The following is a 23,962-nucleotide window of genomic DNA, read 5'->3' on the forward strand; positions in this document are numbered from 1 at the left end:
CTCCCCCCTTCATGCCTGGACCAGCGGGCCGGGGTTCTTCAGGTACTGCGTCTTGATGGCATGCGCGGCCATGAGCGTGATGGCACCGATGGTGGCCGTCGGATTGGCCTGGAAGTTCTGCGGGAAGGCATTGCCGCCGGGGACGAAGACGTTGTGCACATCCCAGGATTGCAGGTACTTGTTCAAGGCCGAATCGCGCGGCGAATCGCCCATGATCGCGCCGCCCACGTTGTGGGTGGACACGTACTTGGTGATGTCCCAATGCGAATCCAGGGCCAGGAAGCTTTCCGACATGTGGTCCGGATTGAGCTCCTTGGAAATCTTGAGCACGATGTCGCGCAGGTAGCGTTGCAGCTTCAGTTCGTTCTGGCGCCAGTCGAAGGTCATGCGCAACAGCGGCTGGCCCCACGGATCCTTGTAGTTGGGATCCAGGTCCAGGAAGTGGCCGCGATAGGACATGCAGGTGGTGGTGATGCTGATCTTCATGGAATGGTCGTACCAGTCGATCATGCCTTCCTTCCAGCCGCGTCCCCAGCTGGGCGTGCCCGGCGGCAGTGCCGTGCCGATCGGTGCGCCCGAGGCTTGCGAGCTGTGGATCTTGGCACCGCCGATGAAGCCCAGCTTGATGCCGTCGTCGAAGTTGCCCGGCGAGATGTCGTTGAACATTTCGCCGGTGGCCCCGGCCGTGGCAAAGGAATTGAAGTGCTTGTCCTTGAAGAACAACGTCGCCCCGCCATTGGAGAGGAAGGCATAGTTGCGGCCGATGACGCCGGTCTCGGTGATGGGGTCATAGGGCTTGCCGATGCCCGAGAGCAGCATCAGGCGCACGTTGGCGAACTGGAAGCTGGAGAGGATCACGATCTTGGCCGGCTGGAACACTTCCTTCATGTTCTCGTCGATGTAGGTCACGCCGCGTGCGGTCTTCTTGTCGGCGTGCAGGTCCACGCGGATGACGTTGGCGTTGACCTTGTAATCGAAGTTGGGCAGGCGCTTGACCACATCCAGGATGGTGGTCTGCGGCGAGGCCTTGGAATAGTTCAGGCAGGGATACTTGCTGCAGAAACCGCAATAGTTGCAAGGTGCAATTTGTGCGCCATACGGATTGGTCCAGGCCTGCGAGACATTGGCCGAGGGATTGGGGAAGGGATGGTAGCCCAGCTTGCGCGCCACGTCGGCGAACAAGGTGTTGTTGTAGGTGTCGTGCAGCGCCGGCAGCGGATAGGGGTTCGAGCGCGGTCCTTCGAAAGGATCGCCGCCCGGCTGGATCTGGCCGCGCAGGTTGCCGGTATTGCCCGACAGGCCGCAGACCTTGTCGAAGAAATCGTAGTGCGGCTCGATCTCGTTCCAGGTGAAGGGGAAATCCTTGATGCGCATCTCGGGGTCGAGACTGCTGTGCTTGTAGGCCTGGTCGGCGTAGGTCTTGAGCTTGAGGTCGGTGGGCGTGGCGCGGATCAGCACCGCCGTCCAGTGCAGGCCCGAGCCGCCGACGCCGGTACCGGGCGCGAAGGCGCCCCACTTGCGGGTCGGCAGTGCCTGCTGCGCGGTGTTGTAGCGCACCGTCAGCGCAGCATCGCGCGGGGTGGCGAAGACCTTGTTGCGGGTGGCGTAGCCGTACTGGTCGGCCGGCTTGGGATAGGCGAAGTCTTCGGGCGGACGGTCCGGGCCGCGCTCCAGGGCGCGTACCTTCAGGCCGGCCTGGGCCAGTTCGATGGCCATCAGGGAGCCGGCCCAGCCGAGGCCGACGATGACGACGTCGACGTCGTCGTTGGTAATGTTAGGCATTGAATTAAGTCAGTAAGAGGTTGCAGGCGTGAACGAGGAGACAGGGCCGCGCATCAGGCGCGCTTGCCCGACAGGCTCACCGGTCCCAGCGGATACTTCACGTTGTGCTGGTCCACCCATTCGGTATAGGCCGCACGCGCGCCGGGGAAGCCGATGGCGACCCAGGCCTTCATGTCCTTGTTGCCGCCGTACATGGGATCGGCCAGGTAGCCGTTCTTGGTATCGCCCAGCAGCTGGCCGAAGAACTGCGAAGGCTTCATCGCCTTCTCGCCCAGCGCGGCAAAATCGGCGCCATTCTTCTGCAACGAGGTCAGCAGGGCATCCTTGTCCTTGGCATCCAGCTGCTCGAAGCGCTTGCCATGCTGTTGCTGGCTGATCTGCTGGGTCAGCTCGATGCCGATGCGGTAGACGTCCTGCGGCGCATAGGGAATCTGGAAGCCCAGCGTGGCCGGTGCATCGGTCTGGTGCGGCCCCTGCTGGTAGATGTCGCTGCCCAGGCCGGCATGCAATTGCTGGTCGATGAAGACCGGCACATTGGTTTCCAGCGCGCCCGGCCCGCGCCCTTCGGCGGGGATCAGGCGGTCGCAGGCGGCCAGGATGAAGAGCCATTGGGCGGCATTGAAGAACACCGGCTGGTAGTGTTGCAGCTCGATGCCTTCCAGGCCATCGGCCCGGGCCTGCTTGAGCAGGGGCAGCGAGACTAGCGGCACTGCCGCTGCGGTAGCCGCGAGGACGGCACGCCGCGAGGGACTGAACTTGGTGGTCATGATGTGAGCAAAGTGGAGTGGGTGGAAAACAAGCTGCGCGAGGCATCGGGACACGGACGCATCGGGCAGGACTGCGCCCGCCATGACCACTGCACGGCACGCGCGCCGGCACCCGCAATGCCGCGTGGAGCGGCCTGCGCAGGATGAGACGTCGTTGCAATGGAATGGGTCATGGGTCGCAATCTCAGAGTGGGTCAACGCGTCTCCGATCTTGCGTCCAGCTTGCGGGGCTGGCATTTCTTGTGGTTCCCGGTCCTGGCCACGGTCAATCAGGCCAGGCGGGTTGCTCTATGGATGAGCGCACGCATTTTAACACCTCTAGTTGTCAGATGTCTTAAGACGCTGCCTCGCGGCAAGATCCTGCCATGGCCGTCTTCGGCTACACTGCTCATCCGCAGCATTGTCGCTGCAGACCCCGAATTCCGAGACCGAGACACCATGCAGATCCGCGACGCTACCCCTGCCGACATCCCCGGCATCACCCTGATCTTCAACGACGCCGTGGTCAATACCACGGCCATCTGGAGCGACAAGCTGGTGGACGACCAGAACCGCCAGGACTGGCTGGCGGCCCGTCGCCAACTGGGCTATCCGGTGCTGGTGGCGGTGGAGGGCGACAAGGTGCTGGGCTATGCGAGCTTCGGTGACTGGCGTCCCTTCGATGGTTTCCGCCATTCGGTGGAACATTCAGTCTACGTCCGCAAGGAGCACCGTGGCGAAGGCTTGGGCGTGGCCCTGATGCAAGCGCTGATCCCGCGTGCGCGCGCCGTTGGCAAACACGTCATGGTGGCCGCCATCGATGCCAGCAACGTCGGCTCCATCGCCCTGCACAAGAAGCTCGGCTTCGAGCAGGTCGGCCACATGCCGCAGGTCGGCACCAAGTTCGGCAAGTGGCTGGACCTGGCCTTCCTGCAGCTGACGCTGGATCAGCGCACTGATCCCGACAACATCGGCAGCTGATTGCCGCAGCGTCAAACACGAAGGGCCGCATGGAAGCGGCCCTTTGTGTTGCTACTCAGCGATGCGAGGAAGGGGCTCACGGCCTCAGCCGCTGTGCTTTTCTCCCTCGTGCTTCTCGCCTTCATGCTTGTCGTTGGCGCGCTTGTCTTCCTCGTGTTTGGCCGGCTCGTGCTTCGCTTGCGCGTGCGCTTCCTGTGCATGGGGCGCTGCCTCATGTCGCTCAGGAGCAGCCTTCTGTTCGTGCTGCGGCGGACGTTCTTCACGGGGCGCGGCGGCAGCATGCGCCTGCATCTGCGGATGAAGGTTTTCCTGCTTCATCGCCTGGGCCTTTCTTTCCTCGGCCTGCTGGCGGGCCTGTTGCGCGGCATTCTGTTGGGCCTGTTCACGTTCGCGTGCTGACTGCTGTTCCTTCTGCGCGCGCTGCTCCTGTTGTTGCTGCTGCAGTTGGCGTTGCTCCTGCTGCTCGCGCTGTGCCTGTTGTGGCGCTTCCTGATGCGGGTGCGCACCCGTTGCCTGCACGGCTTCCTTCGGCGCCTGCGGCTGTGCATGCAGGTTGGCCAGTGCCATCTTCTGCTGAGTTTCCTGCGCGCGCAGTGACGGCATCGCGCCGGGACGTGCATCGCTGGCCGTGAAATGCGGCATGCTCATGGCCGCCGGTGCCACCTGTTCGTGGCGATTGTCGATGCGGGTCTGGTTGTTGACGTTGCGCTCGTCGACATTGCGCACGTTGTTCACGTTGCTGACATTGCTGACGTTATTGACGTTGTTCACGTTGTTCACGTTGTTGTTCACCACGCGCGTATTGTTGACCGTCACGTTGTTGTTGGTCACGCGATTGATCACGGTGGTCGAGTGCGAGACATAGGTGGTGTTCTTGTACACCACGGCTGGCCGCTGCCAGTCGCCGGAGGGGCGATCGCCGCCACCGCCGCCACCCCAGTGCATGCCCCAGTCATGCCATCCCCAGTCACTGTGATGACTGATGGCCTCGCCCACGAACACGCCCACGCCGAAGGACAGCGCACCCACCACCACTTCATTGGCCACCGGGCTGGGCGGACGATAGGCATAGCCCGGATATACCGGCACCGGCGGACCATAGACCACGGCCGGGTTGTAGGCCGGTACGTAGACCGTATCCGGTTGGCTGGATTCGATGACGATGGTCTGCGGCGGCGGCGGGATCACCGGGGCACCGGCGTAGACGGTGCGCGGCGCGGGCGCATCTTCCACCCGCACGGTGTCGCTGCTGCGTACCGTGCTGACCACCTTGAGCTGCGAGGAACTCTTGAGATTGCCGGCCTGTTGCGCACGCAGGCGCAGGGCCTGTATGGCATTCATCACGTCGTTGGGATCATTGACGAATGCATCGCCCAGCGAGCGCGTCCAGTCCGGATTGGCGGCCATCTGCGACAGCACCGCCGGGAACATGGTGAGCGATTTCACGCTGACGTCCCAGGGCTGCTTGTCTTCGGCTGCCTGCAGGATATCGCCCTTGAGCGCGCCATTCTGTCCCAGCCACTGGTTGGCGGCGACGATCTGGTCCGGATAGGTGGCCCCGGCCAGCACTTGCGCCACCAGCTTGTCCGGGAACAGGGCGATGGGGGCCACCATCTGCGACAGTTGCTCGGCCGTGGGCGGCGTGTAGGGCGGCGTGGTCGGCGCAGCTGGCGCGGCGGCTGCGGTGGGCGGGACGGCGTCCTGCTTCTGGCAGGCGGAGAGGGCCAGCACTGCACCGAGCAGCGAAGCCGAAACGATGATGGCGGAAGATCTGTTTCTTGTTGTCATGATGAAGTCCTCGATCCGTGACGGCGCACGGAAAACGCGTTGCGATAGCCTGGCTAACGACACGCGGCGATGCGCAGTTGACTGCAGAATTGTGATGGGATGTAACAGCGCAGGCCATGCCAGGCCATCGCGCATTGTTAGGTTTCGAGCACGGCCATGGAGAAAGGTTCGACTTCCTTCTTCGTCACGCGGAAAGATCGCGCCGCACGAGAAACTGACAAAGCACTTACTGGAAAGCTGCACCAGAAGCGGGCATTGACGAGATGGTCTTGTCAGCGTTTTGCAAGGTCAATGCAAAAAAGGCAGACCATGAAGGTCTGCCAACAGGAGAGATGCAGCAAGGAAAAACTAAGATTTTCAGCGGCACTCGCTCATGTACCGCGATTCGATGCGGGCGCGTTCGCCATACTCGATGTTGCCCGGTCCGTTCATGGTGAAGCGGCCATCGCGCCAGGTACCCGGCACGGGGGCGCGTTGCACGTTGCTCGGATCGCCGGTGCGGGCGCGCTCCGCTTGCATGCGCAGGCTGCGGCAGGAGGGAGATTCGCTGTTGGAGGCCAGTTGCATGGTGTTGCCGCTGTCATTCATGCTGCCGGTCCGGGGTGCCAGTGCCGTGCGCACCATGGCACGATGGGGGGACAGGGCCTGGTCCAGTTCACTGGCCGAGGCGGCATAGGCGCTCTGGCTGAACGCCGACGCGAAGACGGCCAGGGTGCCGATGGTGGCGATGCTGCACAGGGCGGAAAGGGTGCGGAAAGAAATGCGCATGATGAGCTCCTCGTTCAGTGTCAGGATGGAAAGCGGCTTGGCATGGACGTAGTCTGCCGGTCCCTGGTTGACCCTGTATGTCACTTCTTCCCGTGCAGATTACAACTGAAACATGGCCGGATGAGCTAGCTTCTGCCATGACTTAAAATGATGCATTCCTCCTCAACCATGAGTTCCATTCATCATCATGCTGGACCGCATCCACCTCTCCATCGTGCAGGAAGTCGAACGCCAGGGCTCGCTGACGGCGGCGGCCGGCGTGCTGCACGTCACGCAATCCGCACTCAGCCACAGCATGAAGAAGCTGGAGCAGCAGCTCGGCACCGACATCTGGCTGCGTGAAGGCCGCCACCTGCGTCTGACGCAAGCCGGCCAATACCTGCTGGCGGTCGCCAACCGCGTGCTGCCGCAACTGAACCTGGCCGAAGAAAGATTGCGCCAGTTCGCCCAGGGCGAGCGCGGCGCGCTGCGCATCGGCATGGAATGTCACCCCTGTTACCAATGGCTGCTGAAAGTGGTGTCGCCTTATCTGGCCGCCTGGCCGGACGTGGATGTGGACGTGAAGCAGAAATTCCAGTTCGGCGGCATCGGTGCGCTGTTCGGTTACGAGATCGACCTGCTGGTCACGCCCGATCCGCTGGACAAGCCCGGTCTGGTCTTCGAGCCGGTGTTCGATTACGAACAGGTACTGGTGGTGGCGGCCGACCATCCGCTGGCCGGCGCCGATTACGTCAAGCCCAAACAATTGAACAACGAGGTGCTGGTGACCTATCCGGTGCCGGTGGACCGTCTCGACATCTACACCCAGTTCCTGACCCCGGCCGGCATCGTGCCACGCCGCCACAAGACCATCGAGACCACCGACATCATGCTGCAGATGGTGGCCAGCGGGCGCGGCGTGGCAGCCCTGCCGCGCTGGCTGGTGCTGGAATATGCCGAACAGATGGCGATCGTGCCGGTGCGTCTGGGCAAGCAGGGCATCGCCAAGCACATCTACCTGGGCGCACGGGAAAGCGATGTGGAGATCGATTACCTGCGCGCCTTCATTGAGGAGGCGCGGCAGGCACAGGCCTGAACCTTGGTTAGTTCGTTTTTGTGACTTTATTGAGATGCCGCGGCCGGTCGGCATCCATCCCGCGTGCGGCGGACAATTGCGCCGCCATCACATAGAAGGCCTGGATCGCCACGATGGGATCGAGGTCCGGCGTGGCAGCCACGGGCAAGGTGAGGTCGCGCTCGATCACATCCTCGGGTGCCGCCAGCAGGACCCTGGCCCCGCGTGCGCGCATCTCGGCGGCCAGCGCCAGCATGCCCGCCTGCGAGGGGCCGCGCGTGGCAAACATCAGCAGCGGGTAACCGTCTTCGATCAGGGCCATCGGCCCGTGCTTGATCTCCGCGCCGCTGAAGGCCTCGGCCTGGATGGCGCAGGTCTCCTTGCACTTGAGCGCCGCCTCCAGCGCCAGCGGGAAGCCGATGCCGCGCCCCACGATCATGAGCCGATTGGCCGGGACCAAAGCCTCCACCGCCGCTGACCAGTCGCATTCACACGCCGCGCGCAGCGCCTGGGGCAACTGCGCCAGGGCATCCAGCAAGGCGGCATCATCCTGCCAATGCGCCGTCAGCGAGGCCCCCGCCACCAGACTGGCGATGAAACTCTTGGTAGCGGCCACGCTGGCTTCCACGCCCGCATGCAGCGGCAGGCTCCACTGCGCTGCAGCCGCCAGTGGCGAATCGGCCTGGTTGACCAGCGCCACGGTGCTCGCTCCCTGCGCGTCGAAATAGCGGATCGGCTCCACCACATCCGGACTCTGCCCGGATTGCGAGATGGCGATGGCCAGCGCATCGCGCACCTGCAGCGGGGCCCGGTTCAGCGTCACCAGCGACATCGGCAGCGACGCCACGATGCGGCCCAGGCGCGCCATGATGAGATAGGCACAATAGGCGGCCGCATGGTCCGAGCTGCCGCGCGCCACCGTGACGATGGACGCCGGTGGCGCAGCGCGCAGTTGCGCGCCCAGTGCGGCATAGCGATCCTGGTCACGGGTCAGCTGCACGGCCACGTAATCGGCCGCAGAGCGGGCTTCCTTAAGCATCAGCGAGGTCAATCTCTTCTCCTTCCACATAGACAGCCTTGAGGGCAAATTGCCGGTCCAGCACCACCACGTCGGCGTAGTGGCCGGTGGCCAGGCGGCCACGGTCAGCCAGGCCCAGGTAATCGGCGGCATAGGTCGAGGTGCGCAGCGAGGCTTCGGCCACGTCCATGCCCAGCGCAATGAGGTTGCGCAGCGCCTGGTCCATGGTCAGCACGCTGCCGGCCAAAGTACCGTCGTCCAGCCGCACGCCGCCCGCGCACTTGTGTACCACTTGCCTGCCCAGCGCATAGTCGCCATCGGGCATGCCCGCCGCCGCCGTCGAGTCGGTCACACAGAACAGGCGCGGGATGGAGCGCAGCGCCGCGCGGATGGCACCGGGATGCACGTGCAGGAGGTCCGGAATCAGTTCAGCATACTGCGCATGGGCCAGCGCCGCACCGACCATGCCGGGCGCGCGATGATGGAAACCGCTCATGGCATTGAACAGGTGCGTGAAACCCGAGGCTCCATGGGCCAGCGCGGCCACCCCATCGTCATAGCTGCCGGCCGTATGGCCGATCTGCACCTTCATGCCGCGATGGGCCAGCTTGCAGACCAGCTTCAGGTGGCCGTCCACTTCCGGGGCGATGGTGATGAGCTTGATGGGGGCCAGCCCGTCGAGATAATCCACCTGCTCAAGCGACGCCGCGATGGCGAAGTCCGGCTGTGCGCCCAGCTTGCCGGGATTGATGTAAGGCCCTTCCAGATGCACGCCGAGTACGCGCGCATGGCCGGGCAGGCGATCGTCGGTGGCGCTTCGGATGGCCTTCAACGCCACTTCCAGTTCCTCCAGCGGCGCGGTCATGGTGGTGGCCAGCAGACTGGTGGTGCCATGCCGCGCATGCAGGCGCGAGAGCACCTGCACCGCGTCGCCCCCTTCCATCACGTCGCGCCCGCCGCCGCCATGCACGTGCAAGTCGATGAAGCCGGGCAGGATGTAGTCGCCTTCGTCGATGACGCGCGGCTGCTGGCGCAGCGGGCGGCCGTCGATGGAGCGGATGCGCTGGTCGAAGACCATGCTGCCATGGGTCCAGCCGTGGGGCGTGAGCACGTTGCCGTGCAATTGGGTCAGTGCATTCATGCCGGGGTCTCCTTGGGTTGCAGGGCGCGCCGCACCAGCAGCAGGGCTCCGTCCACCGCATCGGCTTGCGGCGGGACGATGCGGGCCTGCTGGCGGCGTTCCAGGTAGGGCTGCAAGGCTGCGGCCAGTCCGCCGCACAGCGCCAGCGGCAGGCATTGTGCGGGGTCGAGGGTATCGATCATGCGGCTGATCTCGGCGGCCGCCGCCTGCAGGATGCTGCGGGCGGCCACATCGTCATGGGCATGCGCCACCACCGGCCGCGCTGCACGGGCGAAGGCGGCCTGGTCCGCTTGTGCCAGCCAGTCCAGCAAGGTAGCGCGCTCATCGCGTGCCGGTTCGGCGGGCAGCTCCTTGCGGCACAGGTCCAGTACGGCGTCGGCCAGCGGCCCGCGATGGCTGCGCCCATCCAGCGCCAGCTGGGCATGGTGCAGGGCGCGCAAGCCCATCCAGCCGCCGCTGCCATCGTCGCCGCTGGGAAAACCCCAGCCATCGACCACGCGGCGGCTGCCATCCAGGTCCAGCGACAGACCGATGGTGCCGGTGCCCACGGCGATGATGGCACCGGGCGCGCCGCCATGCGCGCCGAGCAAGGTGGCCACGCCATCGTTGACGATCTCCAGCACGCCGAAGGCCGGTGCCTGTGCCCGAAAGTCGGCCGACCACTGCGCCACGTTCTCGCCTGCGATGCCGATGCCGACGGCGAGAGTCTCATCGGCGGGATGCCGGAGTCCGGCACTGGCAAAGGCATCCTCGATGGTCTGGCCGATGACGCGCCACGCCTGCAGCGCGCCGATGCGCAATGCGGAACCCGGGCCGCTGGCCTCGGCCAGCACCTGCCCTTGGGGCGAGGTCAGCCGCACCAGAGTCTTGGTGCCGCCGCCATCGATGCCCACCAGATAGGCGATAGCGTCCATGCGTCAGTCCTCGGCGAGGCGGCGAGCCGCCTGCAGGTTGCCGGGGTTGCGCCGACGCAGCGCCTGCCCTTGCGCATCGAAGAGATGGAAGGCGTGGCTGTGCACGGAGAGCGCGATCAGCTCGCCGATGTGCACGCTGCGATTGCCGTCACCGCGCACCACGATGTCGTGGCCGCCTTCCAGCGTCACGTAGAGGAAGTTGGCTTCGCCCAGGTGTTCCACCAGGTTGACCACGCCGCGCAGCGGCTGGCCGTCACCCAGCCCTTCGCGGATCTGCTCGGCGCGCAGGCCCAGCGTGACCGCTGCACCCGGCGCGACACCCTGCGGATCGACATCGGCCAGCAGCCGCAGTCCACCGGCGATTTCGACCTGTACGCCGCTGTCGTCGCAGCGCGTGACCACGCCGGGGAAGAAATTCATTTTCGGTGAACCGATGAAACCGGCCACGAACAGGTTCTGCGGCTGCTGGTACAGCTCCAGGGGCGTACCGGCCTGCTGGATGCGGCCCTCGTGCATGACCACGATCTTGTCGCCCAAGGTCATGGCCTCGACCTGGTCGTGCGTCACGTAGACGATGGTGGCCGCCAATTGCCGGTGCAGCTTGGCGATCTCCAGCCGGGTCTGCACGCGCAGCGCCGCATCGAGATTGGACAGCGGTTCGTCGAACAGGAACAGGCGCGGCTGGCGCACGATGGCGCGGCCGATGGCCACGCGCTGGCGCTGGCCGCCCGAGAGTTCGCGCGGCAGGCGCTGCAGCAGGTGATCGATCTTGAGGATGGAGGCCGCATGCCGGATGCGCGCATCGATGTCGCTCTTGCTGCTGCCGGCGACCTTGAGACCGAAGGCCATGTTCTTGTACACGTTCATGTGCGGATACAGCGCATAGCTCTGGAACACCATGGCGATGCCGCGTTCGGCCGGCGGCAGGTGGTTGACCACTTCGCCGCCGATGGCCAGTTCGCCGCCGCTGATTTCTTCCAGCCCGCACAGCATGCGCAGCAGGGTCGATTTGCCGCAACCGGAAGGCCCGACCAGTACGCAGAATTCGCCATCGCGGATATCGAGATTGAGCCCGGCCAGCACATCGGCGCGGCCATCGTAAGTCTTGCGCAATTGCTTGATGTTGACGTGTGCCATGAAGTCTCCTTTGAATTATTTGACCGCGCCTGAGGTGAGGCCGCGAATGAGCTGGCGCGAGAAGGCCATGTACAGGATCAGCACCGGGATGACCGCCATCGACAGCGCCGCCAGCACCGAATTCCAGTCGGTGGCGTATTGCCCGATGAACTGCTGCACGCCCAGCGTGACGGTGCGGGTGTCTTCGCCGGGCGCGAGGATGAGCGGGAACCACAGGTCGTTCCAGGCCGGGATCATGGTGAACACGGCGACGGTGGCAATGGCCGGGCGTAGCAGCGGCAGGATCACGCGGAAGAAGATGCTCAGTTCACCTACGCCATCGCAGCGCGCCGCGTCCTTCAGCTCGCCCGGAATCTGGCGCATGAACTCGGAGAGGATCATCACCGCCAGCGGCAACCCTTGTGCCGTGTAGACCAGCACCAGTGCGGTACGCGTATTGATGAGGTCCAGCGCCACCACCAGCTGCAGGATCGAGACCGTGCCCAGCCGGATCGGGATCATGATGCCGATGGCGATGAAGAAATTAAGCGCGCGGTTGCCGAAGAAACGGTACTCGGTCAGCGCCCAGGCCGCCATCGCGCCGAAGAGTACGATCAGCAGCAGGGCGGCCAGCGTCACGGCCAGGCTGTTGCCGAAGTAGAGCAGGAAGTGGGTCCCTGCCAGCACCTTCTGGAAACCGGCGAAGGTCAGCGTCTCGGCAGTGGGCAGGGCCATCGGGCCTTCGAAGATGGCATTGCGGGTCTTGACCGAATTGATGAGGATGAGCGCAATCGGAAACAGCGCGATCACCGCATACAGGCACAGCACCGCATGCACCCAGAGATGGCCGGCGGGGCCGAAGCTGCGTTGGATCAGCGAGGGTTTGCGCATGGTGGTCGGGATAGTTGCAGAAGTGGAAGAAGTGCCGACGGAGGAGGAAAGCTGCATGCCGTTCTCCTTGCCGTCACAGGGCATAGCGCGTCAGTCGACGCTGCACCATCACGAAATAGGCCCCCACGCCCGCCAGGATCACCAGGAACATCAGCGTCGCCACCGCCGCGCCCATGGTCGGGCTGCCGATCTGCGCCTGGTAGCCGAAGAAGGTGCGATAGAAGTAGGTGCCCAGCAGGTCGGAGGCGTAGTTGGGGCCGGCCAGCGCGCCCTTGACCGAATAGATCAGGTCGAAGGCATTGAAGTTGGCCACGAAGGTGAGGATGGTCACCAGCCCCAGGGTCGGGTAGATCAGCGGCAGCTTGATCTGCCAGAAGATGCGCAGCCCGCTGGCCCCCTCGGCGTGCGCCGCTTCCAGCACTTCTTCCGGCACCGCCAGCAGGGCGGCGTAGATCAGCATCATGGGAATGCCCACGTACTGCCACACCGAGATCAGCGACAGCGTCAGCAGTGCCGTGGATTCCTGCCCCAGCCAGGGCGCGAACCAGTCGGCCAGGCCGACCAGGCCCAGCAGTTTCTCGCCCACGCCCCACAGCGGCGAGAGGATCAGTTGCCAGATGAAGCCGATGATCACCACCGACAGCAGCGTGGGCAGGAAGATCAGCGTGCGGTAGGTGCGCGCACCGCGCAGTCCCTTGAGGCTGAACAGCGAGGCCAGCAACAGGCCGATGGGATTCTGCAGGGCCATGTGGATGCAGAAGAACTTGACGTTGTTCCACATCGCATTCCAGAAGGCGGCCGACCAGTCGGGATCGAACAGGATGGTGCGGTAGTTGTCGAGGCCCGCGAAGCTGCGCACGCCGGCATCATTGGCGGTGTAGAAACCGAGGCGCAGGGTATCGAGCAGGGGCAGGGCGCTGAAGAGCGCGTAGATCAGCACGGCGGGTGCAAGCAGCACCGCCAGTTGCCAGGCGCGGATGGTTTTCACGGATGTCTCTCTTCCTGAAGGGGAGGGAGCGGACCTCTTGGCGGGTCCTTCGCTCCGGGTTGGTGCCTTGCTTGGCCGGACCGTCAGGTCATTGTTGCGGCTTGTACCATTTGGCAAAGCCGGCCTGGATCTTGGCCGCCGCATCCTGCGGACTCATCTTGCCGTTGAGCACCTGGGCATTGACGTTCCACATCTCGTTTTCCATGCTGGGCGTGCCACGGTTGAGGATCTGCGAATTGACGCGGATGGTGGAGGCGCAGTTCTTGCGCCAGCCCATCATCTGCTTGGCAATCGGGTCCTTCACCGAGATCAGGTGGTTCGACAGCGAGAAGAAACCGGTGACCTTGTTGGTGTAGAGATCGGCAAACTCCTGCGATCCCAGCCAGGCCAGGAACTTGTAGGCGTCATCCTTGTTCTTGGACTTCTTGTTGATGCCCATGCCGATGTCGTTGTGGTCCGAGATATAGCAGGCATCGCCGTTCTTGGGGACCGGCGGCGGGAAGGCGGCAAAGTCCATCTTGCCGTTGAAGTAAGCGATGTCCCAGGAACCGGCCGGATAGACCGCGCCCTTGCCGAGGGCGAACATGTTCTGGCTGTCGCTGTAGGTCTGGGCCGACGCGCCCTTGGGCAGGTACTTGCCGAGCTTGGCTTCGTATTCCCAGGCGGCCACGAATTGCGGATCGGTGAACTTGGCCTTGCCGGCGATGAGCGCCTTGCGGCCTTCTTCACCCTTCCAGTAATTGGGGCCGATGCTGGTGAAGAGCACCTGGTGCGATTCCCACTGTTCGGAAGTGCCCATCGCCAGGGGCGCGTACTTGCCGTTGGCCTTGACGGTATCGAGCAGCTTGAAGAATTCTGCCTCCGTCTTGGGCGGCTCCAGGTTCAGTTCCTTGAAGATCTTGGTGTTGTAGAAGAAGCCGTGGATCACCGAGGCCATCGGCATGCAGAAGGTGTCCTTGCCGTCATCGGTCTGCCAGGCGGCCTTGGCGGCAGGCGCGAAGAATTCCATGCCGGGCTTGCCGTCCAGCTTTTCCAGATGGCCCTTGTTGTAGAGCGAGAGCGAGACGTCGAAGGGGCGGCAGGCCACCAGATCACCGGCGGTGCCACCGGCCATGCGGGCGGCCAGGCTGGAATCGTATTCGGTCGGGGCGGTCGGCGAGAACTTCACGGCAATGCCCGGATTGCTGCGCTGGAAGGCCGGGATCAGCACCTCCTGCCACAGCGGCAGGTCATCCACGCGCCAGCTTTCGATGGTCAGCGTGCCTGCCTGGCCAGGCGCGGCGGCCAGCCCTGTCAGGCCGACGGCCAAGGCACAGGCGGCCAGCAGGCGACGGCGCGGCAATGCCGGGAGGGAAGGGATGAGGGAAAAACGACCAGCCTTTTGTTCGGTCTGCATCTTGGGTCTCCTTGGTTTTTGTGGGGATCGCAGCAGCCCTGCGCCACGAAACGCCGTGACAGTAGCAGCGGCCCGCATGTGATGCGAGCCTGGGCAGCGGCTGGCCGGAGAGTGCCGCAAGTGTTTGATTCAAAAAGAAATTAAGTCGATTCGCCGCACCTTGCGCATTACATATCCTTACAGGCCCTGCAGCATGGCGCGGGCGGGTTCACCGAGGCGGCAAGGGGGCAAGGTGGCGCAGCATCTGATCGCGCCTGTGGATAAGATAAGCAGAACCAGTCTTACATTTATTAACAAGAGCTAAACCGAGTTCATCGTTTTCAAGATGCGTGCGGTGGCGGCTCACTGCTGCACAAATTGCACAATGGCAGTCACCCGGCTATAGTCTCTTCCGGTTTGGAGACAGCACCCCCCATGATAAAAACGAAACGGCCCGCGAATGCACGCGTCGGCCCGGCCCGCTTCGGGCTGGCCGTGCTGTGCCTGCTCGCGCTGGCGCTGGGGCTGGCTGTCTTGCCCGCCCAGGCGCAGGTGCCTGCAGCGGGGCCGTCCCCGGCTACTGGCAATGCCCTGCAGGTGCTGCACTGGTGGACCTCGGCCAGCGAGCGCCAGGCCATCAACGTGGTGGTCAATCAACTGGCCAAACAGGATATCCAGTGGCGCGACGTGGCCATCCCCGGCGGGGCCGGCATGGGCGCCGCCAAGGTATTGAAGAGCATGGTGCTGGCCAATCGTGCCCCGGAAGTGACGCAGTTGAATGGCGTGGTCTTCGGCGAGTGGGCCGACCTCGGCCTCTTGCTCGAGCTGGACAACGTGGCCGTGCAGGGCAACTGGGAAAAGCAGATGTTCCCCACCGTCTGGTCCCTGCTCAACAACCACGGCCACGTGGTGGCCGCGCCGCTGGGCATCCACCGCATCAACTCGCTGTTCTACAACACGGCCATCTTCAAGCGCTACAACCTGACGCCCCCCAAGACCTGGGACGACTTCGACCAGATCGTCAGGAAGCTGCAGGGCACCGGCATCGTGCCCCTGGCGCAGAGTGCCGAGGCCTGGCAACTGGCCACGCTGTTCGAGAACATCGCGCTGGCCGAGAGCGGCCCCGCCTATTACCGCCGCCTGTTCGTGGAGATGAGCCCGGCCGCCTATCTCGATGCGCGCATGCTGCATATCCTCAAGCGCCTGCGCAGCCTGGCCTCCGCCATGCCGCAGCCGGTGCGCGAGCGGCCCTGGACGGAAGTGGCGCGCAGCATGGTCAGCGGCGAGGCCGCCATGCTCATCATGGGGGACTGGGCCAAGGGCGAGCTCAATGCCTGGGGCATGGAAGTGGACCAGCAGTTCGGCTGTGCACCGGCGCCGGGCACGGGCGACTTCCACCTCTACAGTACCGACACCCTGGCCATGTTCGCCGGCAACTATGCGCACCAGCCGATGCAGGAAACGCTGGCGCGGCTGACCATGTCGCCGGCCGTGCAGTCCGAATACAATAGGATCAAGGGTTCGATTCCCGTGCTGCGCGCGGCCGATCCGCACATGGACCGCTGTGCGCGCGACTCCTGGCGTGCCTTCAGCAAGGGGCCGGCCTGGCAGGCGCCCAGCCTGGTGCACCGCATGGCCACCGACGATACGACCAAGGATGCCATCGTGGCCGAGGTGCAGCGCTTCTTCCTCGACCGCAACCTGAGCGAAGAACAGACCCAGAAACGGCTGGCAGCGATTGCGCGTACACTCGCCCGCAATCGTAACGATTAAGAATTTCGGAGATGGAGCAGCAACATGACGCGCAAGATATTGATCGTCGACGATGACCAGAAGACCCGCACCCTGTTGAAGGCCTATCTGGAAAAGAACCAGTACGAAGTACGCCTGGCCCATGATGGCGCAGCCTTCCTGACCGAGTTCCAGCGCTTTGCCGATGAGCTCTCGCTGGTGATCCTGGACGTGATGCTGCCGGACACCGACGGTTTTGCCCTGTGCAAGGCGGTGCGCCGCAAATCCAACGTGCCGGTCATCATGCTTACCGCGAGTTCCGACGAGACCGACCGCGTGGTCGGACTGGAACTGGGTGCGGACGACTACATCGCCAAGCCCTACAGCCCGCGCGAACTGCTGGCGCGCATCAAGGCCATCCACCGCCGCATCGGCATCGACAACAGTGCCGCCCCGCGCTACTACCGCTTCGCCGGCTTCTCGCTCGATACGGTAGAACGCACCCTCACCGACAGCGCCGGCGAAGTGGTGCCGCTGACCGGCATGGATTATCAATTGCTGAAGTATTTTGTCGAACATCCGGGCGACGTGCTCGATCGCAATGTGCTCTGTGAAGAAACCCGCGGACGCGATGCCGGCCCGCTGGACCGCTCGCTGGACGTGCAGATCAGCAAGCTGCGCCTGCGCTTGAACGATGGCGGCCGCCAGCCGCACCTGATCAAGACCGTGCGCGGTGCCGGCTATGTCTTCTCGGCCGACGTCAGTGCCGCAGCCGCCTGAGAGCCTGGCGGCGGAGACGGCAGCGCTGGCTGTCCCCGCTGCCGCCGCGCGTCCCCCCAGCCTGCGCCGTCGCCTGGCTGCGCTGCTGGACTGGATGCTGCCGGATTCGCTGCTGGGCCGCCTGTCGGTGGTGATGATCTTCGGCGTGCTGGTCACGCAGGTGGCCGGTGGCCTGATCTGGGCCGTGCAACTGCGCAGCAAGTCCGAGGCCGAGACCCGCACCGCCGCCCAGCACCTGGCCCACAGCGCCGCGTCGGCGATCCGCTACTTCATGACACTGCCGCCCAACTACCGTCCGCTGATGATCCAGCAGCTGCGCGAGATGGGTGGCACGCGCTTCTTCATCAATGCCAACAGCAGCGCGGTACCGGTCAAATCGATCGGCGACAGCCGCCTGGCCAAGCTGGCCATCGATGTCGCCGCCCAGACCCTGCGCGAAGACCTGCCCTTCCTGCCGGAAGCGCGGCTGGCCTTCGCCTGGCCGGATGGCCTGCCGGTGGCCAGCGATGGCCTCACCGTCAACGATCTGCCCGACAACTGGGTGCAGCACATCCTGCTGACCAAGCCCAACTCGGCGCCGGTGCTGGTGATCCAGATGCAGGTGGAAAGCGGCCGCTGGATTTACCTGGCCGCGCTCATGCCCAACCCGTATTTCCTCGACAGTGACAATCCGCTGTGGCTGGACCGCCTGGTGCTGCAGGGTCTGTCACTGGCCGCGATCCTGCTGCTGACCATCCTCGTGGTGCGCTGGACCACCCGTCCGCTGGCCGCGCTGGCCGATGCCGCCGAAGCCTTCGGCAAGGGCGAGACCGTACCCAGCCTGCCCGAGACCGGCAGCCGCGAATACGTCAAGACCGCGCGCGCCTTCTCCGGCATGCGCGAGCGCATCAAGCGCTATCTGGAAGACCGCGAGCGCCTGTTCGTCTCCATCTCGCATGACCTGCGCACGCCCATCACACGCCTCAAGCTGCGCACCGAACTGATGGATGACGACGCCATGCGCACCGATTTCCATGATGATCTCGATGAGCTGGACATGATGGTCAAGGGCGCGCTGCAATCGGTGAAGGACAGCGACATCCACGAGAACCGCACCGAGGTGCGCCTCGATGCGCTGGTGCTGCGCATGATCCGCGATGCCCGCCTGGCCGGCCACGAGATCGCCTTCACGCCCTCCGGCATCAACGTCATGGCCAAGCCGCTGGCCCTGAAGCGCGCCATCGGCAACCTGTTCGACAATGCCCTGTATTACGGCCAGAAGGTCGAGATCAGCATCCGGCCCTCGGCCGGTGTCGGTGGCGACCTGGTGGAAATCGAGATCCGCGACCACGGCCCCGGCGTGCCGGAAGATGCCATGGGTACGCTGTTCCAGCCCTACGTGCGGCTGGAACACGGACGCGCGCAGAACAGCGGCGGCATGGGCCTGGGTCTGGGCATCTCGCGCAACATCGTGCAGGCCCATGGCGGCGAACTGCTCTTGCGCAACCATCCGGAAGGCGGCCTGATCGCCACCATCATCCTGCCGGCACGCTGAAGATCCGTCGGGAACGGGCCTGGCGATTCATCTGTCAGACAGATCAATCGCATCAAAATTTTGCATTTAATGAATAAGTGAGAGAAGCGTAGACTTCAGCACACCACCCAGGAAGTGGCAGTTCAGGCAGTTCCCCCTCGATTCTTCCCGCAGAACATTTCTCCAAGGAGACCCATGAGCTATATCGCCGAATCCTCCCGCTACGATGGCCGCATGCCCTACCGCCGCACCGGCCGCAGCGGCCTGCTGCTGCCTGCCGTGTCGCTGGGCCTGTGGCAGAACTTCGGTGGCGTCGACAACTTCGAAACCGGCCGCGCCGTGTTGCGCCGCGCCTTCGACCGTGGCGTCACCCACTTCGATCTGGCCAACAACTACGGTCCCCCGGCCGGTTCCGCCGAGGAAAACTTCGGCCGCTGGATGGCCAAGGATTTCCTGCCCTACCGTGATGAGCTGGTCATCTCCAGCAAGGCCGGCTGGCAGATGTGGCCCGGTCCTTACGGCGGTCCCAGCGGTGCGCGCAAGCACCTCATCGCCAGCTGCGAACAGAGCTTGAAGCGCATGGGCCTGGACTACGTCGACATCTTCTATTCGCACCGCGTCGATGCCGACACCCCGCTGGAAGAGACCATGGGCGCGCTGGCCCAGCTGCATCGCCAGGGCAAGGCGCTCTACGTGGGCATCTCGTCCTATTCGCCCGAGCTGACCCGCAAGGCAGCGGCCATCCTCAAGAGCGAGGGCGTACCGCTGCTGATCCACCAGCCCAACTATTCCATGCTCAACCGCACGATTGAAAGCGGCCTGCTGCCGGCGCTGGAAGAACTGGGCGTGGGCTGCATCGGTTTCTCGCCGCTGGCGCAAGGCCTGCTGACGAACAAGTACCTGGGCGGCGTGCCGGAAGGCGCCCGCGTGACGCGTGCGCCGTCGCTGCCGCAGCGCATGCTGTCGGAGGACAACCTGGCGCGCATCCGTGCCCTGAACGACATCGCCGCCAAGCGCGGCCAGACCCTGGCGCAGATGGCCATCGCCTGGGTGCTGCGCGATGCGCGCGTCACGTCTGCACTGATCGGTGCGCGCACCGTCGAGCAGCTCGACGATTCGCTGGATGCGGTCAAGAAGCTGGACTTCACGCAGGAGGAACTGGCCAGCATCGACATGCACGCCACCGATGGCGATGTGGATCTGTGGAAGGTGTCGTCGTCGATCACCTGACGCCGATTTGCACGTGCATCAACGAAGAGCCTGTCCCGTTTGCGCGGGACAGGCTTTTTTCATGAGCGCTCGCCGGGCTCGGCGTCTTCCGCGCGTTCCGGGCGCGACCACATCCAGGCCGCACCCAGGGCCATGCCCAGCGTGGCCAGCACGATCACCCAGTGGCGCTTGACGGTGAAGAGCATGATGACCAGGCACAGGCTCATCATGAGGGAAGCGCTGATCTTGGCGCGCCGCGCCACCACGCGGCCGTGGCGCCAGTTGTGGATCATCGGGCCGAACAGGCGATGCTGTTCCAGCCAGCGCTGCAGGCGCGGTGAACGCTTGCCGGCGGCCCAGGCGGAGAGCAGCACGAATTCGGTGGTGGGAATGCCGGGTATGAAGATGGCCACGATGCCGATACCGAGGCTGGCATAGGCCAGCAGCAGCCACAGCCAGCGCGTGCGGCGCGGGGCCAGCTGGCCGGAGGGCAGCGGCAGGGGCGGTTGGGACGGACTGTCCGCCATGGCCTCAGTCCAGCGCGAAGTGCCGTTTCAACAGCACGCCAAAACGTTCGAAGGCCGCAGCGGCACCGGCCACCACCGCATCCTGTTCCTGCGCCGAGAGGCCGGGCGCATCGAGGAAACTGACGAAGCGGCGCCAGACCACCGCCCGTCCTTCCGGGTAGGCCGCCAGGTTGCGCGCGCCAAAGCTTTCGCTCAGGCCCAGCTTGTCCTTGAGCTCCTTGAGCAGGAAGGCCGCACCCAGCGTCGAGCCTTCGGAGACGTAGAGCCAGCCCAGCGCTTCAGGCATGGCCACGTTGCCGGTGGCGATGACGGCCTCACCGGGCGCGGCCTCCAGGTCGGCCAGGTCGGCCAGCGCAGCGGCCTCGCGGCCGCGCACCTGCAGGTCAGGCACGGCGGCCTGGATGGCCGGATCGTCGAAGAGATGTTCGACATCGCGCTGGAAGTGATACTGCGCCGCCACGAAGCGCACGTACTGCGCGCGGCTGGCGAAGGGTTGCGCCTGTTCCATCAGGGCATGCATCTGCTCATGCAGCGTGGCCGTTTCATTCTTGAGACGGGCCGAGAGCAGGGCGGGAGCGGTAGAGAGAGGATTCATCATGGTCGGGACGGGTCATCATGTTGCCGCCCGGGAGATCCGGCGGGCTCATCATGTTGCATGTCGATGGCCCTGGGGCGGCGCGGCTGGCAGACCCGGCCTGCGGGAGGACGGAAGAGGCTGACTGCGTCGGCCATTTTAACGCAAACGGCCGGACCCGCTTGCGCGCGGGGCCGGCCGTGGGGGTGTCAGCACTTTCGTCATTCTGACGAGGCGGGCACGTCAGAATGACGAAGGTGGCGCTACATCTTGAAGCCGCCGACCAGCACCGACAGCCGGTGCGCCTCATCCTGCAAGGACTTGGCGGCGGCTGCCGCCTGTTCGACCAGCGCTGCATTCTGTTGCGTGCCTTCGTCGATATGCGTGATGGCCAGGTTCACTTCCTGGATGCCGCCATTCTGTTCGCTGCTGGCATGGGCGATTTCGCTGACGATCACGCTGACGTCACGGATGCTGGCCACGATCTGTTCCATGGTCTGCCCGGCCTGGGCCACCAGCACGCCGCCATCGGCCACCTTGGCCACCGAGTTGTCGATGAGCTGCTTGATCTCCTTGGCGGCCTGGGCGCTGCGCTGGGCCAGCGAACGCACTTCGGAAGCCACCACCGCGAAGCCGCGTCCCTGCTCACCGGCGCGGGCCGCTTCGACGGCGGCGTTCAGGGCCAGGATGTTGGTCTGGAAGGCGATGCCGTCGATCACCGTGATGATGTCGGCGATCTGGCGCGAGGAGGCATTGATGGCTTCCATGGTCGAGACCACGTTGCCGACCACTTCACCGCCCTGTGCAGCGATCCGGGAAGCATTGCCGGCCAGTTCGTTGGCGCGGCGCGCGCTTTCCGAGTTCTGCTGCACGGTCGAGGTCAGCTGTTCCATGGCCGAGGCGGTTTCTTCCAGCGCACCGGCCTGCTGCTCGGTACGGGCCGACAGGTCCTGGTTGCCGCTGGCGATCTCGGTGGAAGAAATCTTGACGGTATCGCTGCTGCGGCGCACGTCCTGCAGGATGCCGGTGATCTGGTTGACGAACTGGTTGAAGGAGCGCGAGATCTGCGTCAGTTCATCCTTGCCGTCTTCGTCCAGGCGCAGGGTCAGGTCGCCGTTGCCGGAAGACAGGCTGTCCATGGCCCGGCGCACGCGCGAAAGGCGCTGGAACACCGCCGTGGTGATCACGCTCATGATGCCCGCTGCCACCAGTGCCACCAGCACCAGCGCGATCAGCGCCGAGCGCGTGGCATTGCGCATGCCGGCGGTGACGTCGGCCTTGTCCATGGCCAGCATCAGGGTCCATTCGGTGCCTTTGATGGGGATGCCCTTGATGAGCTTGGCCGCGCCATCCAGTGGCAGCGCGCTGACCTTGTCATCGGCCGCCAGGCTCTGCAGGCGTTCCGGGGTCAGCTCGGCATTCCACTCCTTGGCCGGCTTGTTGACCCACTGGCCATCCGGGTGCGCCAGCATCAGGCCGTCACGGTCCACCAGGAAGGCGTAGCTGGCCGGGGTCGGGTGGATGGCGCGCACCACTTCGGAGACGCCATCGAGGAACATGGCGGCCGCCACCACGCCCACGCGCTGGCCGTTCTGCATCACCGGTGCGGTGAAGGAGACCATCGGCTTCTTGGTGGCGACATCGGTGTAGGGCTTGGTCAGCACCGGCTTGCCGGCGGCCACCGCCTGCTTGTACCAGGGACGGGCGGTCGGATCATAGCCGGCCGGCAGGCCTTCGGCAGCCGAGGTGAAGGCGGTCTTGTCTTCGCGGCCGAGGGTGGTGACGTAGAAGCCGCCGCTCTTCTGCAGCAGCTTGATGACGAACACCGGATCGGCCCCCTGCACGCCTTCGGCGGCGGCTACCGTCATGGCGGTGCGGGCCGCCACCCATTCATTGATGGTGGAACCGAAACCGGTGGCCACGGCCTGGGCGTTGCGCTCGATGGCGCGGTCGTTATCCGTCTGGATGATGAAGAAGGACACCGTCCCGACCACCGCCAGGCTGGCGACCAGCAGGGCAATCGTATAGAACAGGATGCGGGCTTTGATGGAGTTGAGCATGTGGAATCCCTGAAATCATTATTTTGGTGAACCAGGCCCTGTTCAATCGTGACGGACGGCATCCGGACCGGTGCATGAGTGTGGACCCCGCTGCCGTGGCGGTAACCGTGGAATACAGCTGGATTTCACCGTCTGATGCGGGCTTGCCCGAGACTTGGGCGGTTCCGGGCCGATGTGAAGAAAACTTAGTCGGAGTACGGGAAGACCGCCCGCTATCCCTTGCAGCAGGCGGACTGATATGAATGGAAATGAATATTTACTAAGTTTTTCAACTGCGCTCACCGCTTGCTGACGAATTCATGACAACAGTTCGCGCAGCAGATCTTTGCGCGGGCCGGACTTGGGTTCAAAGGCCAGTGCCTGTTCCACATGCAGCAGGTGGTGCTCCATCAGTTCGACGGCCTTCTCGACATCGCCTGCCCGCGCCGCCGCGATGAAGGCACCGTGTTCCTCGCTGGAGCAGGCGGCATCGCGCGTGGACTGGTAGAGCATGGTGATGAGGGCGCTGCGGCCGGCCAGCTTTTCCAGGATGTCGGTCAGCACGTCGTTGCCGACGATGCGCGCCAGCAGGATGTGGAAGTCGCTCAGCAGCGAAGAGCGCACCTGCATGTTGTCATCCTTGACGGCCTGGCGTTCCTGTTCCAGGTGCGCTTCCAGCCGGGCGTAATCCGCTTCGGTGGCGCAGGCCACGAACTGGCGCACCATGGCCGCTTCCAGCGCCCGGCGCACGAAGAACAGGTTGCGCGTCTCCTCCACCGTGGGTTTGCTGACGAAGGCCCCCTTGTCGGGGATCAGGTCCACCAGCTTGTCCTTGGCCAGCATCACCAGCGCCGCGCGGATCTTGGTGCGGCTGACCTGGTACACCCGCGCCAAGGCTTCTTCGGGCAGCTTGGCACCGGGCGGCAGGCGCTGCGCGGCGATATTGGCCGCGATGTCGCTGGCGATGGCGTCGGAGCTGTCGGGTGCGGGGGCAGGGGCGGAAGCGGTCATGGCTGGGGGGACGAGT

General features: G+C 64.7%; 21 protein-coding genes. 6 read left to right on the forward strand and 15 right to left on the reverse strand.

All coding sequences use genetic code 11. The annotated features are described in order from the left end of the window. Nucleotides 1-9 precede the first annotated feature (9 nt). Both JOD78_RS22515 and JOD78_RS22520 read right to left on the reverse strand, forming a co-directional pair. A complete protein-coding gene (locus tag JOD78_RS22515) occupies nt 10-1,782 on the reverse strand; it encodes a GMC family oxidoreductase (protein WP_088755552.1) in 1,773 nt (590 codons plus the stop codon). Between the two features lie 53 nt (nt 1,783-1,835). Next, a complete protein-coding gene (locus JOD78_RS22520) occupies nt 1,836-2,549 on the reverse strand; it encodes a gluconate 2-dehydrogenase subunit 3 family protein (RefSeq protein ID WP_121041085.1) in 714 nt (237 codons plus the stop codon). 438 nt (nt 2,550-2,987) lie between these two features. On the opposite strand from JOD78_RS22520, the gene JOD78_RS22525 reads away from it, so the two are divergent. Beyond that, complete coding sequence (locus JOD78_RS22525; RefSeq protein ID WP_209569487.1) at nt 2,988-3,509, forward strand: GNAT family N-acetyltransferase; 522 nt, start codon at nt 2,988-2,990, stop codon at nt 3,507-3,509. 84 nt (nt 3,510-3,593) lie between these two features. Here the strand turns inward: JOD78_RS22525 and JOD78_RS22530 are convergent, their stop codons facing one another. Beyond that, on the reverse strand, nt 3,594-5,297 hold the full coding sequence (locus JOD78_RS22530) for a DUF3300 domain-containing protein (RefSeq protein ID WP_209569486.1): 1,704 nt from the start codon (nt 5,295-5,297) through the stop codon (nt 3,594-3,596). Between the two features lie 357 nt (nt 5,298-5,654). Further along, on the reverse strand, nt 5,655-6,065 hold the full coding sequence (locus JOD78_RS22535) for a hypothetical protein (protein WP_209569485.1): 411 nt from the start codon (nt 6,063-6,065) through the stop codon (nt 5,655-5,657). A gap of 187 nt (nt 6,066-6,252) precedes the next feature. Between JOD78_RS22535 and JOD78_RS22540 the strand changes: the two genes are divergently transcribed. Then, nucleotides 6,253-7,140, forward strand: coding sequence for a LysR family transcriptional regulator (locus tag JOD78_RS22540; protein ID WP_121041079.1), 888 nt, complete (start codon nt 6,253-6,255; stop codon nt 7,138-7,140). A gap of 7 nt (nt 7,141-7,147) precedes the next feature. On the opposite strand, the gene JOD78_RS22545 is transcribed toward JOD78_RS22540, so the two are convergent. From JOD78_RS22545 to JOD78_RS22575, 7 genes are all read right to left on the reverse strand, one after another. Further along, a complete protein-coding gene (locus tag JOD78_RS22545) occupies nt 7,148-8,158 on the reverse strand; it encodes an SIS domain-containing protein (protein ID WP_209569630.1) in 1,011 nt (336 codons plus the stop codon). Next, complete coding sequence (nagA, locus tag JOD78_RS22550) at nt 8,151-9,278, reverse strand: N-acetylglucosamine-6-phosphate deacetylase (RefSeq protein ID WP_034331712.1); 1,128 nt, start codon at nt 9,276-9,278, stop codon at nt 8,151-8,153. The genes JOD78_RS22545 and nagA overlap by 8 nt, the downstream gene beginning before the upstream one ends. Then, nucleotides 9,275-10,192, reverse strand: a complete 918-nt coding sequence (locus JOD78_RS22555; RefSeq protein ID WP_209569484.1) for a BadF/BadG/BcrA/BcrD ATPase family protein — start codon at nt 10,190-10,192, stop codon at nt 9,275-9,277. The genes nagA and JOD78_RS22555 overlap by 4 nt, the downstream gene beginning before the upstream one ends. Before the next feature lie 3 nt (nt 10,193-10,195). Beyond that, nucleotides 10,196-11,329: a sn-glycerol-3-phosphate ABC transporter ATP-binding protein UgpC gene (ugpC, locus tag JOD78_RS22560; protein ID WP_134134118.1), complete on the reverse strand. Its 1,134-nt coding sequence runs from the start codon at nt 11,327-11,329 to the stop codon at nt 10,196-10,198. Between the two features lie 15 nt (nt 11,330-11,344). Beyond that, nucleotides 11,345-12,199, reverse strand: coding sequence for a carbohydrate ABC transporter permease (locus JOD78_RS22565; RefSeq protein ID WP_121041374.1), 855 nt, complete (start codon nt 12,197-12,199; stop codon nt 11,345-11,347). A 73-nt stretch (nt 12,200-12,272) separates the two neighbouring features. After that, nucleotides 12,273-13,187 carry a sugar ABC transporter permease gene (locus tag JOD78_RS22570; protein WP_121041071.1) on the reverse strand — a complete coding sequence of 305 codons (915 nt, stop codon included), beginning with the start codon at nt 13,185-13,187 and terminating at the stop codon, nt 12,273-12,275. A gap of 88 nt (nt 13,188-13,275) precedes the next feature. Further along, nucleotides 13,276-14,583: an ABC transporter substrate-binding protein gene (locus JOD78_RS22575; protein WP_245202254.1), complete on the reverse strand. Its 1,308-nt coding sequence runs from the start codon at nt 14,581-14,583 to the stop codon at nt 13,276-13,278. Between the two features lie 414 nt (nt 14,584-14,997). Between JOD78_RS22575 and JOD78_RS22580 the strand changes: the two genes are divergently transcribed. From JOD78_RS22580 to mgrA, 4 genes are all read left to right on the forward strand, one after another. Next, nucleotides 14,998-16,335 carry an ABC transporter substrate-binding protein gene (locus JOD78_RS22580; protein ID WP_209569483.1) on the forward strand — a complete coding sequence of 446 codons (1,338 nt, stop codon included), beginning with the start codon at nt 14,998-15,000 and terminating at the stop codon, nt 16,333-16,335. 24 nt (nt 16,336-16,359) lie between these two features. After that, complete coding sequence (locus JOD78_RS22585; protein WP_034331706.1) at nt 16,360-17,073, forward strand: response regulator transcription factor; 714 nt, start codon at nt 16,360-16,362, stop codon at nt 17,071-17,073. Then, nucleotides 17,057-18,607, forward strand: coding sequence for an ATP-binding protein (locus JOD78_RS22590; RefSeq protein WP_121041067.1), 1,551 nt, complete (start codon nt 17,057-17,059; stop codon nt 18,605-18,607). The genes JOD78_RS22585 and JOD78_RS22590 overlap by 17 nt, the downstream gene beginning before the upstream one ends. A gap of 174 nt (nt 18,608-18,781) precedes the next feature. After that, nucleotides 18,782-19,816 (forward strand): L-glyceraldehyde 3-phosphate reductase, encoded by a 1,035-nt coding sequence (gene mgrA, locus JOD78_RS22595; RefSeq protein ID WP_209569481.1) that lies wholly within the window; start codon nt 18,782-18,784, stop codon nt 19,814-19,816. 59 nt (nt 19,817-19,875) lie between these two features. On the opposite strand, the gene JOD78_RS22600 is transcribed toward mgrA, so the two are convergent. The 4 genes from JOD78_RS22600 to JOD78_RS22615 form a co-directional block, all read right to left on the reverse strand. Next, nucleotides 19,876-20,322: a YbaN family protein gene (locus JOD78_RS22600; RefSeq protein ID WP_209569479.1), complete on the reverse strand. Its 447-nt coding sequence runs from the start codon at nt 20,320-20,322 to the stop codon at nt 19,876-19,878. Between the two features lie 4 nt (nt 20,323-20,326). Continuing rightward, the gene (locus tag JOD78_RS22605) at nt 20,327-20,917 is read right to left on the reverse strand and encodes a biliverdin-producing heme oxygenase (protein ID WP_209569627.1); all 591 of its coding nucleotides are present in this window, start codon (nt 20,915-20,917) and stop codon (nt 20,327-20,329) included. Nucleotides 20,918-21,159: 242 nt separating this feature from the next. Next, entirely contained in the window at nt 21,160-22,956 is a 1,797-nt protein-coding gene (locus JOD78_RS22610) for a methyl-accepting chemotaxis protein (protein ID WP_121041061.1), read from the reverse strand. Nucleotides 22,957-23,253: 297 nt separating this feature from the next. Next, the gene (locus JOD78_RS22615) at nt 23,254-23,946 is read right to left on the reverse strand and encodes a GntR family transcriptional regulator (protein WP_121041059.1); all 693 of its coding nucleotides are present in this window, start codon (nt 23,944-23,946) and stop codon (nt 23,254-23,256) included. Between the last annotated feature and the right edge of the window lie 16 nt (nt 23,947-23,962).

Origin of the sequence: Herbaspirillum sp. 1130, assembly GCF_017833835.1 — a bacterium.
Taxonomy (GTDB): Bacteria; Pseudomonadota; Gammaproteobacteria; order Burkholderiales; family Burkholderiaceae_D; genus Herbaspirillum; species Herbaspirillum huttiense.